This is a genomic window from Novosphingobium sp. CF614, assembly GCF_900113255.1.
GTDB lineage: Bacteria > Pseudomonadota > Alphaproteobacteria > Sphingomonadales > Sphingomonadaceae > Novosphingobium.
The window spans coordinates 1-15,197 of the sequence record NZ_FOOR01000010.1; the positions used below are offsets into that span (position 1 = coordinate 1).

The window sequence follows — 15,197 nt, forward strand, 5'->3', positions numbered from 1 at the left end:
CTCCCATACAACTGGGTCGATACAAACGCCGGGCAAACCGTGTTCGAAATGAGCAACATCGCCAGCGCTGCTTGATCGCCGAAATTACATCGCCACCCCCCACGGCCGCTCCACCGCTACGTGGGGGATTTTTACCGCTTACGATGGCCCGCGAAGCGATCGGCCGGGAGGCGTCACCCTCAGCCGGTGTGATCGACAGCCAGAGCGTCAAAACCACGGAAAGCGGCGGGCCACGGGGTCGCCTTCGCGTCGGCATGCCCTGATGCCGCAACCTTCCGCATCATCGCCGTCGCCCTGAAACCAGCACCGACATAACCAGCGCGGCTGTGCCGCCGAACGCCTCAAACTTCGTCGATCAACCAACCTCGCAAACCATCGATCATCAGCAGCGCAACAGACGCTACGATGGCGCTCGACCCGCTCACGCTGTCAAGGGAACAAGCCGGTGAAATCGGCAAGCAGCCACACCCCCATGAATACGATGGGTTAATCGCCTTGCGTACGACCTTGCGCGACAGCCGCAAATCCCGTGCGACCTTCCTGATCGCCTTGCCGCCCACGTGCTCGCGCCTGATCCGTACAACTGCCTCCACCACCAACATCCCGATCTCGCCACCCCTCCCGCGTCAGCGGGTTCGTTCAATCCCCAGCCGAGTCACGGCGTCTGATGATTGGTATGGGAGCAGTTCAGGCGTGTGTTGCCGCGCCGCAAGGTTTTGACGGCGGATATCGATCGCCCATGGCGACCCAAACAGCCGTCAGTCTGGGCCTGTCGGCGCCTTCAGCCTTCCTCCAGGATCCCGCGCAAGTAGCGTCCGTAGTCGGACTTGCCGAGCCGATCGATGACCTGCTCCAGCTGACCCGCGTCGATAAAATCTTCTCGATAGGCGATTTCCTCGGGGCTGGCGATCTTGAAGCCCTGGCGCTTTTCCAACACGCGCACGAACACGGCCGCGTCGAGTAGGCTGTCGGGGGTGCCGGTGTCGAGCCAGGCGAAGCCGCGGCCCATGATCTCGACCGAAAGCTCACCGCGCTCGAGATAGACGCGGTTGACGTCAGTGATCTCCATCTCTCCGCGCGGGGAAGGCTGAAGGTTCGCGGCGATGTCCACCACCTGCGCGTCGTAGAAATAGAGGCCGGTCACCGCGCAGTTGGACAGCGGCTTCTCCGGCTTCTCCTCGATCGAGATGGCGCGCTTGTCCGCGTCGAAGGCGACCACGCCGTAGCGCTCGGGATCGGTAACGTGATAGGCGAAAACGCTCGCCCCGCTGGTGCGAGCGCGGGCGTTGGCGAACAGTTCGGGCAGACCGTGGCCGTAAAAGATATTGTCGCCCAGGATCAGCGCCGACTGCTCGCCGGCTACGAAGTCCGCGCCGATCACGTAGGCCTGTGCGAGGCCATCGGGGCTCGGCTGCTCGGCATATTCGAAGCTCATGCCCCACTGCGATCCATCGCCCAGCAGCGCCTGGAAGGCGGGCAGGTCGCGCGGGGTGGAGATGATCAGCACTTCGCGGATCTTCGCCAGCATCAGCGTGCTCAGCGGATAGTAGATCATCGGCTTGTCGTAGACCGACATCAGCTGCTTGGAGGTCGCCAGCGTCATCGGATAGAGTCGGGAGCCGCTGCCGCCTGCGAGGATGATGCCTTTCATGTATCTTCGTTCCTCGTCTAGGGAGCTGCTCAGGCCGTGGCGGTCTGCAGGCGGAAGACCACGGTCTCCAGCGAAGCGCGCCAGTCCGGTAGGGCGACGCCGTGGACCTGCATGATGAGGCCGCAGTCTAGCCGCGAGTTCGCGGGCCGGTTGGCGGGAGTGGAATAGTCGGTGGTGGCGATCCGCCGGACCGCGGCGGAAGGCCCGCCATGTGAGGCGGAGGCGGCGAAGATGTTTTCGGCGAAATCGGCCCAACTTGCCTCACCGGCGGCGGTCATGTGGAACACGCCGCGCAAGTTCGGGTCTGCGCTGGAGGCTAAGTTTTTCACCACTTTCAGCACGCCGTCGGCGATATCAAGCGCACTGGTGGGGTTGCCCACTTGGTCGGCCACGACGGAAACCTCGTCGCGGTCGCCGGCAAGCCGCAGCATGGTCTTGACGAAATTGCCGCTGAAGGGGCTGTAGACCCAGGCTACGCGCAGTACCGCGCTGTTCTGCGGATAAGCGGCGAGCACTGCCCGCTCGCCCGCCAGCTTCGACGCGCCGTAGGCGCTGGTCGGGCCGATGGGGTCGCTCTCCAGGTAGGGGCGGTTCAGCTTGCCGTCGAAGACATAGTCGGTGGAGAGGTGCACCAACGCCGCGCCCAGCCTAGCGGCACCCTGCGCCACCGCGCCCGCGCCCGCGCCGTTGACGATATGGGCCAGATCGTTCTCGCTCTCGGCTTTGTCGACCGCAGTATAGGCTGCAGCCGAGACCACCGCGTCGGGCGCGGCGGTCTCCAGCGTGCGCAGGACCGAAGCGGGATCGGCAAGGTCCAGCTCGGGTCGACCGAGCGCGATCATCTCGTGCCCGGCGGCGCGCCCGCGCTCTATGAGGCAGGTTGCGACCTGTCCGGCCTTGCCGGTGACGGCAATCCTCACGCGAGGACCTTGGCGGCCGTTAGCCCGAGCCGCTCACCATCGTAGCGTTCACGCAGCGGCTTCCACCACCATGCGTTGTCGAGGTACCAGCGCACCGTCTTCTCGATGCCGGTGTCAAAGGCTTCCTGCGCCCGCCAGCCCAGCTCGTTCTCGAGCTTGGTGGCGTCGATGGCGTAGCGCGCATCGTGGCCTGGGCGGTCGGTAACGAACTCGATCAGGTTCTCACGAGGCGTTTCGCCGGGCACCAGCTGGTCGAGCACGGTGCAGATGCGGCGCACCACGTCGATATTGCGGCGCTCGTTGCGGCCGCCCACGTTGTAGGTCTCGCCCACCCGGCCCTTCTCGATGATGATGTCGAGCGCCCGGGCATGGTCGTCCACGAACAGCCAGTCGCGCACGTTCTCGCCCTTACCGTAAACCGGGAGGACGCGCCGTTCGAGCGCGTTGAGGATGCTCAGCGGGATCAGCTTCTCGGGGAAGTGGTAGGCCCCATAGTTGTTCGAACAGTTGGAAACCACCACCGGTAGCCCGTATGTGCGCTGCCACGCCTTGGCGAGATGGTCCGAGGCGGCCTTTGAGGCCGAATAGGGTGAACTGGGGTCGTAGGGCGTGGTCTCGGTGAACAGACCCTCGTCGCCGAGCGAGCCGTAGACCTCGTCGGTGGAAACATGGAGGAAGCGGAACGCCTCCTTCGCGGGCGTTTCCAGTCCGCTCCAGTAGTGGTGTGCAGCTTCCAACAGTGTGAAGGTGCCGACCACGTTGGTCTGGATGAAATCCGCCGCGCTGGTGATCGAGCGGTCGACATGGCTTTCGGCCGCCAGGTGCATGATACGGTCGGGGCGGAACCCCACGATCGCCGTGTCCATGGCCGCGCGGTCGCAGATATTTGCCTTGAAGAAGCGGTGATTGGCCTTGCCCTCGACCGCCTTGAGCGAAGCCTCGCATCCCGCATAAGTCAGGGCGTCGATGGTCAGGACCTCATAGCCCCTATCCAGGATGAGGTAGCGCACGAGCGCCGACCCGATGAAGCCAGCCCCGCCGGTGACGATTACGCGCATGAAATGTCTTCGCTCCAGCTGAAAAAGGCAGGAAGATCGGCCAGGAGAGGCTGTCTGCGGTCTTTGGCCGAGAGGGTTTCGGGGGCGGCGACCTCGGGCCACGCCACGCCGATCGCGGGATCGTCCCAGGCTAGGCCCTTGTCGCACTCGCCATTGTAGTATCCGGTGACCTTGTAGCTGATGACGGTGTTCGGCTTGAGGGTGCAGAACCCGTGGGCAAAGCCGGGGGGAACCCACAGCTGCTGGCCGTTTTCGGGCGTCAGCACCTCGCCGACCCACTGCCCGTAGGTCGGCGAACCCTGGCGGATATCCACCGCGACGTCGAACAGCGCACCTGCGGTGCAGCGCACCAGCTTGCCCTGCATGTGCGGCTTGGACTGGAAGTGCAGGCCGCGCACAGTGCCGAGCCGAACGTTGAAGGACTCGTTGTCCTGCACGAAAACATGCTCGCCGCAGGCCTTGGCGAAGGCATCGGCTCGGAAGGTCTCGGCGAAATAGCCGCGCTTGTCGCCGATGTGGCGGGGTGTGAGCAGCTTGACGTCCGGGATGGGGTAGGATCGAATTTCCATGACGTGCCTTTCAAAAGCGCTACCCTCGTAACGGGCTCGCCGTCGTTGGCCGACGCGTGGATGGCAAGCGCGTCAGTTGTTGTTGTTCTGCACCGTCTGTGCCGCGCTGGTAACCGTCAAGATCGGCGAAAACAGCTGGCTGATGAGCTGAACAAGCTTGCCGGGCTGATTGGCTTTCGCATTGCCAAAGTACAGCACGTCCTTGTCCCGCATAGCGAACTTCTGGGCCAGGAAGTACGAGCGCGTTTCCATCATGTTTAGGTGATAAACCACCGGCTCAAGACTACCGTCCTCAGCCGTGATATAGCGGAACACGAAGATCGCTGCGGGATCCCCCAGGTTGGGGTTCGACCCACCAGCGCTTGCAACTGCTTCGGCAAGCGCCATCGAGGACCGGGAGAAGGGCAATTGATCGACCCGCCCGGGCGCACCCAGCACCGAGAAAGTCTGGGGACTTTGCATCAGGGTGATCCGATCTCCCGGATAAACGCCGATGTCGGCCACGGGATTGTCGAACAGGTCGCTCAGACGCATATCGACCAGATTCTGACCGCGCGTAATCCGCAGGATCAAGTCCTTGCTGTTGCCGCGCTGGCCGCCCGCAAGGGCAACTACATCCGAGAGTTTTTCGCGGTTGGTCTGCAGCACCAGGCGGCCGGGCCTGGCGACTTCACCACCGACGATGACCGAGTTGTTAACGACCTGGGCCAGGCTGACGAGCACTTGTGGATCCGCCGAAATCCCCCGGAGGGAAGTTCGGATCTGATCCTGCACCTCGAACGCCGTCTTGCCCATCACGCGCAGCTTGCCGGCATAGGGCACGACAATGTCCCCTGCATCATCGACCCGCGCCGGCGGCAATGCCTGCGCCTTGACTGCCAGGTCGAAGCCGACGGACTTGCCACCCGTCGCACTGGAGCCACCGCCGAATAGGGGAACGCCGGCCTCGTAGATGGTGATAGACAGCACGTCTCCCGGGCCGATCATGTCGGTCGGGGGGGGGGGCAACTCTATCAGTGCGGGCTTCGACACCGAGACATCAACGGGCAGCGTCGAAAGATCGTCCACTTCGACGAGACGGATGGGCTTACCGCCTTGCACCGCCGTCGCACTCTCCCGGATCTGTTTTCCCGTAGGGCCGCTGGAAGGAAGGCTGGCGCAGGCTCCCAGAAGGCTGGACGCTACAAGTGTCAACAATATTTTACGATGCATTACTCATTCGCCAGTGCGACATATCATGAGCAATGCTGGTTAGCCGCGCGCTCCGCCCGGAACAACTGATAACTTCACAAGCCGGCGCGTGGAACGGCCGGCGGCGGCAGGGGCGGTGATCCCCTTTCGCCGCAGCATCCAAATCAACCCTTCAGGTGGACGCTACTCCCGGTCGGTTCTTCCGTGGCATCGGAGGCGATGTACAGGTCATGGGCCTCGGGATAACGCTCGACGACCCCGCTGACCTTGCGCCCGATGACGTTAATCGTGTCGCGACGCAACTCGGGCATGCCGATGGCTGCGAGGATATCATTTATCTGCCCAGTATCGTAGTCCAGGTCGAAGAGAGGGAAGGCGCTGTCCGTCTCCATGATGAAAATCTCGAAGCCGCCCGCGCGCATCATTTCGCCGATGGTGAACGGATTGTATTCACGATTATGCCGTTCATATAGTCGCGACAGCGGGCGGCGGAAGTGCTGCGCCAGCCCCGCCGGCACTAGGCGGCCAAGCTTGAGGATGTTCTGGATGCTGGCGGCATTCGGTGTGGAGACGAAGAAGTAGCCACCCGGTTTGATGATCCGGTTGGCGCCGGCGAACATTGCCATGGGGTCCATCGCTAGATGTTCGACGATCTCGCAGGCCATAACCAGATCGAACGATTCCTCCGGCAATGGCCACGTGTCATGCTCGACATTGAAACCATGCTCGGTAAGTTGGTATCGACGCCCTTCGACGAGGATTTCCACCTCGCGGTGGACCGGAGTGTCCGCATAATTCGCCAGCGTGAGGTTGCAGAAATGCTTCGCCAACCACGCAGACATTCCATAAGGTTCGGCAGCCAGTTCAAGAACGCGCATGTCCAAAGAAAGTGGCAACTTCGCCATTGCCTTGATAGTGATCGCATAGCGTTCGCTATGTATGTCGTGATATCTCCTTGCGCCTTCTTGCTGCTCCAGGGGGAATGTAACTCTTTGTAAGAAATTTTTGATGTCTGTGCTATTTATGTTGATGTCGATATCCACGATACGCCCCCATTACACTCAGTAGATATATAATGGGGATTGAGGTTGCCAACAATAGGTCTATGGAGACCCTCCCTCAGTTGCCTGACCCGCTGAATTGAGCTTGGCGGATATTATCATCCCGGCAGGAAGGGGGCCATTCAGGCGTCGGATGCTGCTGCCACTGGCCTCAGATAGGTCGCCGACGATGCGTACGTTGGTGTAATGCGTGAACCCGTCCGCATCGCTTTCCACTCCGACGCCGTAGCGCGTCTTGCTCGCTTGCAGATCGAGAAGGCAATTCCTGAAGGTGATGCTGGCCCGGAACGTCACGTTGGCCTCCTTGCCAGCACTGTAGGTCTTTGACGCCGGCCGGTCCAGTGTCACGCGTTCACCGGATACCGAAACGACTTTGGTGCCGGGAGCCAGATTACCCCCAATAGCGAACTGGCCCGGAACGACGGTGAAGTCTCCTGCGCTCATGATCGTTACGACGGGAGAACCTGCCTGCATGGAAACCTTGCGGAGTGCGGCTCCCGTCGCGGAAAAGCGGGCGCTTTCATCCGCTCGGTTGCCCTCAACCACAGCCTTGACTTTGATGTTGGACAAAGTGCCTCCAAGATCGAGGCCGAACTGCACGCCTTGCCGCGCCGGGTAGTGAACCTTGATATCAGCGGACATGTCGCTCGAAACGTCAAAGCCGAAGAGGCCAGCGTACCAGATCTCCCCCTGCGCGAAGATGTCTGTGCTTTCCTCATCCGCAAGGAGGCCATCCTCGCCGATACCGAAGCCATCGTATTCGGCGTGCCGGTTGTCGAAAAGGTGAAAGCGGGTCCAGCGCGCATGGCTGGTGCTAAAATGCCCGAAGAGGAACCCCTTTTCCCGGCCACCGAAGCTCCCGGGGCCGTCGTAGACCCGATAGGGCGGCCGGGATTTGTCCACGCTGAATCCGTCGCCTCGCACGTTATGCACGTGACCAACGTATATGCCGTGAAAACCCGTACGGGAAACCTGCAATCCGTCATGAACAAGGCCCTCCACCCCTTCGATGTTCGCGCCGATCCAGCCTACGTTCTCAATCTTAGCGCCAATGTTGATCTTATGATTGCGCCATGCTCCCGCGTTGCGGCTGACGTCGATACCATCGAAAGACAGGTTGCGGAACGTTGCATTCAGAACGGCGCCGCTGACCGACCCTGTATTGCGAGCGCCGGTCAGCCAGAAACCGGCGCGACCGATGCTGTTGCCGTCGAAAACGACACCTTTTCCCAGGTGCAGCCCGTCGACGATCCGGATCATCATTTGGAGGCCGTCCGGCTTACCACGATCATCGAAGGCTGGATCTGCCAGAAACATGCCCTTGCCGGTGATGCGGGTCTCGGGCGCCGGCGACAGGCGGCCCGCGATCCGGTAGGTGAACCCGCCCAGGTCGAAAGCGCCACCGCGCGCGAGGGCGGCGTTGAGGTAAGGAGCTAGGTCCTGTTTATTGCTGCCGGTACGAACCGCCTGGGCAAGGGGGGCAGGAAGAGCTGCTATCAGAGGCTGGACAATCTTCCGACCAACATCGCCGGACGCTTCGGCCTGCAGGGCGGAAGCCGTTGCGGAAGCTGCGAACACACCGGGATACTTCGAAGGCTGGGCCGCCGTCAAAAGCAGTAGGATGGCCCATGCCCACCGTCTGGTGACAGGAGGGCGGGAATGGGCGGCCTTTGGATCGCTCATTGAATGTCGGTGTCAAAATGCGGGAAATACTTGGAGCGGTAACGTAGATCGCGGCTGCGCTCACCGATCGGCCTGGCGGGAATACCCCCGACGATCGTATAGGGCTGCACGTCCCTGGACACCACAGCCCCGGCCGCAACGACTGCCCCCTCCCCCACCGTCACGCCTGGCAGGATCACCGCGCGGGCTCCGATCCATGCATGATCCATGATGGCCACCGGTTGTTCCAGGCAGACGAAATCCGGATTCTGGGGATCGTGCGTTAGTGTCTGGATTAGCGTGTAGTGTGAAATGTTCACGTTGTTGCCGATATAGACCGGAACGCGGCCGTCGATGTAGGTGAAGCGGTTAACGACGGAATTGTCGCCGATGGTGATGGACGAACCCGTCACGAAGCAGTGCATCGCAATGCTACTGTCCCTGCCGATCTTGAGCCCCAGTTTGCGCCAGTACCAATGGCGCAGGCGGTAGGACCACTGCTTCATCATCACATTGTTGCCGATGTAGAACAGCAGGGCGGCGAACCGGGTATCCTGTCTCATTTAGAAACCCGCGACTGGAGTCTTGTGTGCGCTGCGGGTACAGTTAATCACATCCTCGAAGATCGGCAGGTAGGAACGTACGACTTCGACGAAGTCGTAGTTTTCCAGAAGGCGTCGGTGCCCTTTCAGGCCGGCCTCCCGCCAGCGTCCGGGATCTTCGGCGAAGTCGAACATGGCCCGCGCAAGGAAAGGCGAGGTGCGGAATTGGCGTCGGTTGTAGGCGATGTCATCGAGCAGCTCGGAATGCAGGTTACTGACCGGGCCGTACTCGTTGGGTAGCAAGATGCCGATGTCGCCGTCGACGATCACTTCCGAGGAACCGCCGGTGTCGGACAGGATCATCGGCTTGCCGAAGAACATTGCCTCGTTCATCGCGATGCTCCACCCTTCGATCAGCGAGGGGAGCAGGAAGGCGTCCGCGATGGCGTGGAAGGGCGCGACGTCGGGAAAGTAACCAGGCAGGAGCATGTGGTCGGCCACACCCGTTGCTTCCAGGTGATCGCGCAGGGCCTGGATATGGTGTGGGACGATCGTGTTGCCAATGCACACGATCCGGACGCGATCGGTCTTGCGCAACAACATGCGCATCGCATCGGCCATGAGATAATGGTTCTTGTGTAGATTGTAGGACGCCACGTTGAGGAAGACGTAGTCATCCTCGCGAATGCCGAATTGTGCACGAGTGACTGGCTCCGCTGCTCGAGCCCTGGCCACATGCTCGTCGATCAGCAGGCCGTTAGGCATGGTGACGATCTTGCCGCGGTCGATTCCGAGGCGACTGGTAGCGTAATCCGTCGCCTTGGGCGATACGGAAATGTAGCGGTCGACGAAGGCGTCATCCTGTCGGAAGTTCTCCAGCGCCTCGCCGTTCAGGAAGGCATAAACGTTGTGGATAAAAGTCAGGTTGGGAATGCCCAGCTCGCGGAAGACCTTGTAGCCCATGCGGGAGAAGTGCGAAATGGCAAGGCTGACGCCGTGATCCCTCAGTATCTTGCGATAGTGCCCGCGCGGGTCGTCTTGCGACAGCTCGTAGACCGTGAATTCTCTCTCGCGCGCTATCGCGCCCAAGTGGCCGACTTTGCCGCATGAAACGATGATGCTGTCTAACCCCAGGTCACGTAGCACCACAGAGGTGTCAAGCACGACCTTCTCCAGTCCGCCCCGGTCGAAAGCGGTAAGTTCGACCACGATCGGCCCGGTCACGCTCTTGTTCAGGGCCGCATCTTTGTAACTGGAACCGCGCGCCACGTCGTCGAGCAGAGCGTAGAAGTTGGCTAAGCGCCGTTCGGCCGGATTATCGAAAATGTCCTTCGTTGCCGGCGGCGCCTCGACGCCGGCGCGATAGACCGATCGCGCAGGCAGCGGCTCGAAGGCTTCGGCTGATAAGCTACCCTCGACCTGTTTTAGCAGTACGTCGTTGACCTGCGGGTCGTTGATCACCCAGTCGAAAAAGGCAGCCCGGTCACCCCCGAACGCAGTCAATCTGGCGGATAGGAACGACACCAGGTTGCCCAGCCCCTTGTCGGACAGGGCCTTGTCGAACAGCGCAACCGTCCGCGCATCGCATTGGTCCTGCGTGTCCATCAGCAGCCCGCCGTCCAGTGCACAGGCCAGCACGCCGGCGATCTCCACGCGCACCTTGTTGACGTATTCCTTGATCGTGTTCGATGCATGGACGCGGTAGCGGATATGCGGAACATTCGCATCATAGAGCACCTGCCCGTTGCGCAGCGTCGCGAACACAAATTCCAAGTCGTGGCAGTAGCGCAGCGCCTGGAAGGCACCGTTGTGCTCCCAGATCCGTTTGGTAAAAACGAAATTGGACGTCGTCACCGCGAAGTTCTCGTTCGCCAGCGCCAGGTCCAGGCGATTAGTGCGCCGGAGAAAGTCGCGCGCGCGACGCAGCCAATCGATGGTCGGACCCTCATAAACGGGCGCGCCCTCATCGTCGATTAGGTTCACGTCGCCGAAAACGAGATCAAGGTCTGGATCTTCCTCCCACAATCTGGCGCAGCGCTCCAGCTTGCCCGGCTCGAATTGGTCGTCCGAATTGAGCACCGCCACGAAACGCGAACGGGCCATGCCGATGCACCGGTTGATCGTGTTATGCGCGCCGACATTCGCCTGCGCAACGACCGTCGCAGCGGGGAATCCGGCCAGAGCCTGCCGGGCGACCTCGAGGCCCTCATCGTGCGATCCGTCGTCGATAACGATGATTTCGCGCGGCGGGAGTGTTTGGGCCAGGACGCTTTCGATCGCCGGCCTGATGTAGTGCGCATGGTTGTAGAGGGGGATGACGACGCTAACGTCAAAGTCCGTGAGGGATCGGGTCATGGAATCAGCCTGCATCCTTCGTGGGGCGAGTGGCGGCGCGGTCGTCACCAGCGGCCCCGGGCGGCGTCACTCCTACCTGGGCCAGCATTTCGCGCATGATAGTGAAGCCGACATCGATGGAATAATGCTTGCGGATAAAGGCCGCGCCATTGCGGGAGAGCCGCTGCCACAAGGCTTCGTCGTCATAGAGCCGGATGATCTTGTCCGCAAACGGGGCGCCCCCATTGGCGACCATGACGGTTTCGCCGTCGACCAACCCCATCCCTTCCGAGGCGATCGCCGAGACGACAGCGGGAACACCCGCGGCAAGGCTCGACACCAGCTTGCCCTTTGCCCCCGCACCGTAGCGCAGCGGGGCGACGGTCATACGCAAGCGTGCCAGCTCGCCGTCGAGATCCTTCACGAAGCCGACGAAGGTGACGCCCGGCACTTTGCGACGGGTCCACGCTTCGGGCATGTTGGCGCCAACCACTCGCAGGCCGATGTCGGGGCGGTGGCGCTGAACGTGCGGCCAAACGTCCTCGAGGAAATGTTCGATCGCATCGACATTTGGCTGGTGATTAAAGCCGCCGACGAACGCGATGTCACGGCGCTGAGCGAAAGCACTCTCGCGCTGCGCGGCGAACTGGCGGATCAACGGAACCACATGCGTCCGTGCCTCGGGGGCAAGTTCGTCGAGGAGAGCCTTCTCGCTGCTCGACACCACGATGGTGACGTCGGCTGCCCTGGCAAAGTCGAGTTCCATGTCGCGAGTGCGGCGTGCCCGCACGATGAGTCCGGGATCGTCCTTCATGGCGCCCTCACGCTCTTCGCGCACGAAATGCAGATCCACGGTGTTGAAGATGATCCGCGCATCGGGACACAGTCGGCGTAGGGTATCGATTTGCAAACCGCCGAAGTGCACCCGCGACACGAAGCACACTTCGATCCGGTCGCTCGCATCGAAGTAGTACTCCTCGAAATACGCATAGGGCCCGCCGGTTACGCAGTGAACACCCATGGCTTCCATCATCGCGCGATAGTGAGGCGTACGCTCGTCGTGGTCGCGTCCGAATTCTAGCAGGGACAGGTAGTGGACCTCGTATCCCATACGCAGGAAAATTCGTGCGAAGTTAACATGATCGAGCGAGCCCGAATCCAGGTCCGGACGGGGATAGAGCGCCTCGACCATCAACGCGATCCGTCCGGATCGAGCTGGAAGCCCGGGTCGGACGCCGTGCGCCGCTAGACGGGATGGGACGACTGACGGAGCCGTCTCGACCACGAGGGCAGACTTGCCCGATGTCGTGCTGCGTCCCTCCGTCCGGCCATGCTCGATGTAGTGGCGCAGCGGATCGCAGACCTCGGTCAGATCGGGATCGTTGGCAAGGTAGAACGTCGGATCGAACCGAGGACCGGGCCGCAACCGCCTGCGCCAGCCTTCCCGGACGTAATGGATCAGCGGATTGACCCCTTCCTGCGCCACGGCAGGATTGTTCGCGAGGTAATAGCGCGTGTCGAACCAGGGGTTGGGGTCGCGTCCCTCGCGCCAACCGATGTCGAGATAATGTGTCAGCGGGTTACGCCCGGCCTCGGCCACGTCCTGATAGGCGTCAAGGTAGAACTGGGGGTCAAACAGGACGTCGGCGACGTTTCGGAAATGCTCGATCCAATGCAACAGAGGATTGCTGCCAACGTCTGGATAGCGCTGCCGATAGCCTCGGGTACTGAACAGGGGATGGGTGTCGTGGCCCTTGTCCACTCCCCATTTCAGGTAATGGACCGCGGGAGACGAAGCGAGTGGCAAAGCTTCCGGGCATTGCTGGAGGTAGTAGCGGGTGTCGAACAACGGATGCGGATCACGCAACTCGCGCTGTCCGTGCAGAATGAAGTGGACAAGCGGCCTCACGCCGGATGGCCCAACGTCTGGGTGCATTTCGCCGTATTCCAGATCCTGCACGAGCGGGAAGTCTGGCAGGAAATCGGTCACGCCCTGCAGATAGGCAAGAATGCGCCGACGGCGCCCTTCGGGGGGCACGCCCACGCGAGGCCAGGGTAAATCGTCCAGGAAAGTTTCGATGACCGTGATGTTCCGCTCGAGCCGGCGAGCAGCCTTAAAGCCCCAGCCCCGCCGCTTGAGCACACGCGCGAATGGCTTTTCGGCCATCGCGAGATGCCTTTCGCCGCGTGCGATCAGCGCTTTGGCCATGCGGTCGTTGGCTATCGCGCTGCGCCCCAATTTCAGGCGGGTTTCGAGCAATCCAGCCTGTGCCTGCGTGCCGCGGGCGACGGTCTCGTCGCACCAGGCCTGCAATTTCGCCACCTCGCCGCGAGTGCTGGTCAGTTCCGCCTGGCGGTCGCGCTCCTGCGCCTTGAGTGCTTCGAGCTGCGAGGACAAGGTCTGCCAGTCCCGCTCGATGTCCGCATCTGCCTGCTTCTGTTCCTCCTGTCCCCTGACAAGCCGGGCGTTGTGCAGCCGCTGCTGCTCGGCCTCCATCCGGCTCTCGTTCAGCAACGGCATGAACAGGGCAAGCGCCGCGTCGAGGTTTGCCTGGATACGGTCGAGCTCGCGATGGACGGCATCGCTTTCCCCTTGCCGCGCCAGCTGACCGAGGGCGGCCTCGCAGCGGCGCACCCAGCTGTTGAAGCCGGAGGCGAGCGGTTCGCAGGGCGGTGACGGTCGTGTCCGGGCGGTCGTCTGTTCGATGGCTGGATCGGTGCCCGCGCGCCCGGAACCGACCCCGAGCGCCCACGTGGATGTAATCCAATCTGCGACGGCTTCATTCGCTCGATCGCTGTTTGCGGCCTGGACAATGATGCGCCGAAGATGCCGCGTGGAACGCTCGGCGATGAGCATGTAGCGCAACCATGAAAGCAGCTGCGCGGCGCCGATTCCCTCGACGAACGGCGACGAGACGCCCAGCACCGCGCCAACCTGAGCCCCTTGCTGGATGCTTGCGTCTTCCCAGAACGGCACTAGCGAATATAGCTCGGCTTCTTCCAGCACGGCGATCCGCCCTGTCCCGCGCATGTCCCTCAGCAGCGTTAATGCTTGCCCATAGGGCAAGGCGTCGGTCAGATCGGCAAGGTCGTATGCCGAGAAGAAGAGCGGCCCCGCCCCGCCCCCGAGGCAGGAGAGCACCTCCCGATTGATCCGTGCAAGCCGCTCGGAATCCTGACTGCCGCTCGCCTTGCTATGACAGAAAGCCTGCGAGATCGATCTCGCTATCTCGCCAACCTGACGACGGTCCGGCCCAAGGACGAGCACGGCAAGAGCCGGCAAAGACACTGTGGCATTCGGATTTCGAAGCAAACTTGCCTCCAGTCTTCTAAGGATGGTTCCCAGTGCAGATCGGACGCCTTTCGAAGGCTAAGCCGGTCAGCGCGCCGGTCCTGCCGGGGTGCGGGCGCAATACTGCCCCCTCGCTTCGGGATTGGGCGGTCATGTTCGCAAGCGCCCTTCCTCCAACCCGTGTGAGACGTAGTGTTGGAGGGGGTCCGCCTTGGCCCGGGCAACGTCTGGATAGCGCTGGGCATATAACCGGGCATCGAACAGGCCCTTGTTGCGCAGCCGATCGTACTTGATCCGCCGGACTAGAAAGCCCGGGAGCAGCAACAGCCACCATCTTTCCGGCGCGGCAAGCACCTGGAGCATGCCTTGCAGCAATTTGGCCAGTGAGCGATGCAGTGAGACGTCCTCCTCCGTCGTGCGCAGCTGGCGCTGAAGAGCGGCAAGCTGCGCACGGGCCTCGCGATCAGTTTCAGCGGACGGGGTCGGATGCTGGCTCGCGGCCGAAAGCCGAGCCGGTGAGGCCCCGAGCCGAGCTATCATATCGTCGAGCTCGCCCAGGCTCTGCGCCTGGGCCTTGATGGTTGCATCCCGCGCCGCGACGATCTTGCGAAGGCGGTTCAGATGGGAAGCCATGGCCTCCTGCTCGCTCGCGGCCTCGTGCGCGGCCATCCTCAGCTGTGCGGCTTCGTGCTGCAGGATGGCCAAGCGCATTCCCATGCGATCGAGGCGAACGTCGGCCCGAGCCAGATCCTGCCGTGCATGATCAAGTTCGGTCTCCAGCGCACGCACACGCCGCGCGGCCTGCTCCAGCAGCGCCCCGGTATTCCCCAGCTGTGACCGCATGGCTATGACATCTTTCCTTATCACCCGGATTGCCGCTGTCTCACATTCTTGCCGGACCACGCCCGCTGCAGTGC

General features: G+C 62.1%; 11 protein-coding genes and 2 pseudogenes. 2 read left to right on the top strand and 11 right to left on the bottom strand.

What is annotated here, in order from left to right; translation table 11 throughout:
- Positions 1-149 precede the first annotated feature (149 nt).
- Positions 150-239: pseudogene (locus BM052_RS19490) on the top strand (IS5/IS1182 family transposase); the annotation flags it as partial.
- A gap of 542 nt (positions 240-781) precedes the next feature.
- Here the strand turns inward: BM052_RS19490 and rfbA are convergent.
- The 11 genes and pseudogenes from rfbA to BM052_RS12335 all read right to left on the bottom strand — a co-directional run bounded on the left by rfbA (position 782) and on the right by BM052_RS12335 (position 14,913).
- Entirely contained in the window at positions 782-1,651 is an 870-nt protein-coding gene (gene rfbA, locus BM052_RS12285; protein WP_091147259.1) for a glucose-1-phosphate thymidylyltransferase RfbA, read from the bottom strand.
- Between the two features lie 29 nt (positions 1,652-1,680).
- Entirely contained in the window at positions 1,681-2,571 is an 891-nt protein-coding gene (rfbD, locus tag BM052_RS12290; protein WP_091147262.1) for a dTDP-4-dehydrorhamnose reductase, read from the bottom strand.
- Positions 2,568-3,629: a dTDP-glucose 4,6-dehydratase gene (gene rfbB, locus BM052_RS12295; protein WP_091147265.1), complete on the bottom strand. Its 1,062-nt coding sequence runs from the start codon at positions 3,627-3,629 to the stop codon at positions 2,568-2,570. The genes rfbD and rfbB overlap by 4 nt, the downstream gene beginning before the upstream one ends.
- Positions 3,620-4,198 (bottom strand): dTDP-4-dehydrorhamnose 3,5-epimerase, encoded by a 579-nt coding sequence (gene rfbC, locus BM052_RS12300; RefSeq protein ID WP_091147267.1) that lies wholly within the window; start codon positions 4,196-4,198, stop codon positions 3,620-3,622. Before rfbC ends, rfbB begins: the two co-directional genes overlap by 10 nt.
- Positions 4,199-4,270: 72 nt before the next feature.
- Complete coding sequence (locus BM052_RS12305; protein WP_091147269.1) at positions 4,271-5,410, bottom strand: polysaccharide biosynthesis/export family protein; 1,140 nt, start codon at positions 5,408-5,410, stop codon at positions 4,271-4,273.
- Positions 5,411-5,553: 143 nt separating this feature from the next.
- Positions 5,554-6,432: a class I SAM-dependent methyltransferase gene (locus tag BM052_RS12310; RefSeq protein WP_143084821.1), complete on the bottom strand. Its 879-nt coding sequence runs from the start codon at positions 6,430-6,432 to the stop codon at positions 5,554-5,556.
- Positions 6,433-6,492: 60 nt separating this feature from the next.
- On the bottom strand, positions 6,493-8,028 hold the full coding sequence (locus BM052_RS12315) for a hypothetical protein (protein ID WP_143084822.1): 1,536 nt from the start codon (positions 8,026-8,028) through the stop codon (positions 6,493-6,495).
- A 101-nt stretch (positions 8,029-8,129) separates the two neighbouring features.
- Positions 8,130-8,354 (bottom strand): annotated as a pseudogene (locus BM052_RS20435) (DapH/DapD/GlmU-related protein); the annotation flags it as partial.
- A 321-nt stretch (positions 8,355-8,675) separates the two neighbouring features.
- A complete protein-coding gene (locus tag BM052_RS12325; RefSeq protein ID WP_177198450.1) occupies positions 8,676-11,009 on the bottom strand; it encodes a glycosyltransferase in 2,334 nt (777 codons plus the stop codon).
- A gap of 4 nt (positions 11,010-11,013) precedes the next feature.
- Positions 11,014-14,256, bottom strand: a complete 3,243-nt coding sequence (locus tag BM052_RS12330; protein WP_177198451.1) for a glycosyltransferase — start codon at positions 14,254-14,256, stop codon at positions 11,014-11,016.
- Between the two features lie 174 nt (positions 14,257-14,430).
- The gene (locus BM052_RS12335) at positions 14,431-14,913 is read right to left on the bottom strand and encodes a hypothetical protein (protein ID WP_177198452.1); all 483 of its coding nucleotides are present in this window, start codon (positions 14,911-14,913) and stop codon (positions 14,431-14,433) included.
- On the opposite strand from BM052_RS12335, the gene BM052_RS19495 reads away from it, so the two are divergent.
- A complete protein-coding gene (locus tag BM052_RS19495) occupies positions 14,902-15,117 on the top strand; it encodes a hypothetical protein (protein ID WP_177198453.1) in 216 nt (71 codons plus the stop codon). The genes BM052_RS12335 and BM052_RS19495 overlap by 12 nt on opposite strands.
- The last annotated feature ends 80 nt before the right edge of the window (positions 15,118-15,197 follow it).

Excerpts from the sequence above, each read along its gene's own strand:
- BM052_RS19495 (WP_177198453.1), top strand. The coding sequence starts at position 14,902 with ATGGGAAGCCATGGCCTCCTGCTCGCTCGCGGCCTCGTGCGCGGCCAT.
- rfbB (WP_091147265.1), bottom strand. The coding sequence starts at position 3,629 with ATGCGCGTAATCGTCACCGGCGGGGCTGGCTTCATCGGGTCGGCGCTC.
- rfbA (WP_091147259.1), bottom strand. The coding sequence starts at position 1,651 with ATGAAAGGCATCATCCTCGCAGGCGGCAGCGGCTCCCGACTCTATCCG.
- BM052_RS12325 (WP_177198450.1), bottom strand. The coding sequence starts at position 11,009 with ATGACCCGATCCCTCACGGACTTTGACGTTAGCGTCGTCATCCCCCTC.
- BM052_RS12335 (WP_177198452.1), bottom strand. The coding sequence starts at position 14,913 with ATGGCTTCCCATCTGAACCGCCTTCGCAAGATCGTCGCGGCGCGGGAT.
- BM052_RS12305 (WP_091147269.1), bottom strand. The coding sequence starts at position 5,410 with ATGCATCGTAAAATATTGTTGACACTTGTAGCGTCCAGCCTTCTGGGA.
- rfbC (WP_091147267.1), bottom strand. The coding sequence starts at position 4,198 with ATGGAAATTCGATCCTACCCCATCCCGGACGTCAAGCTGCTCACACCC.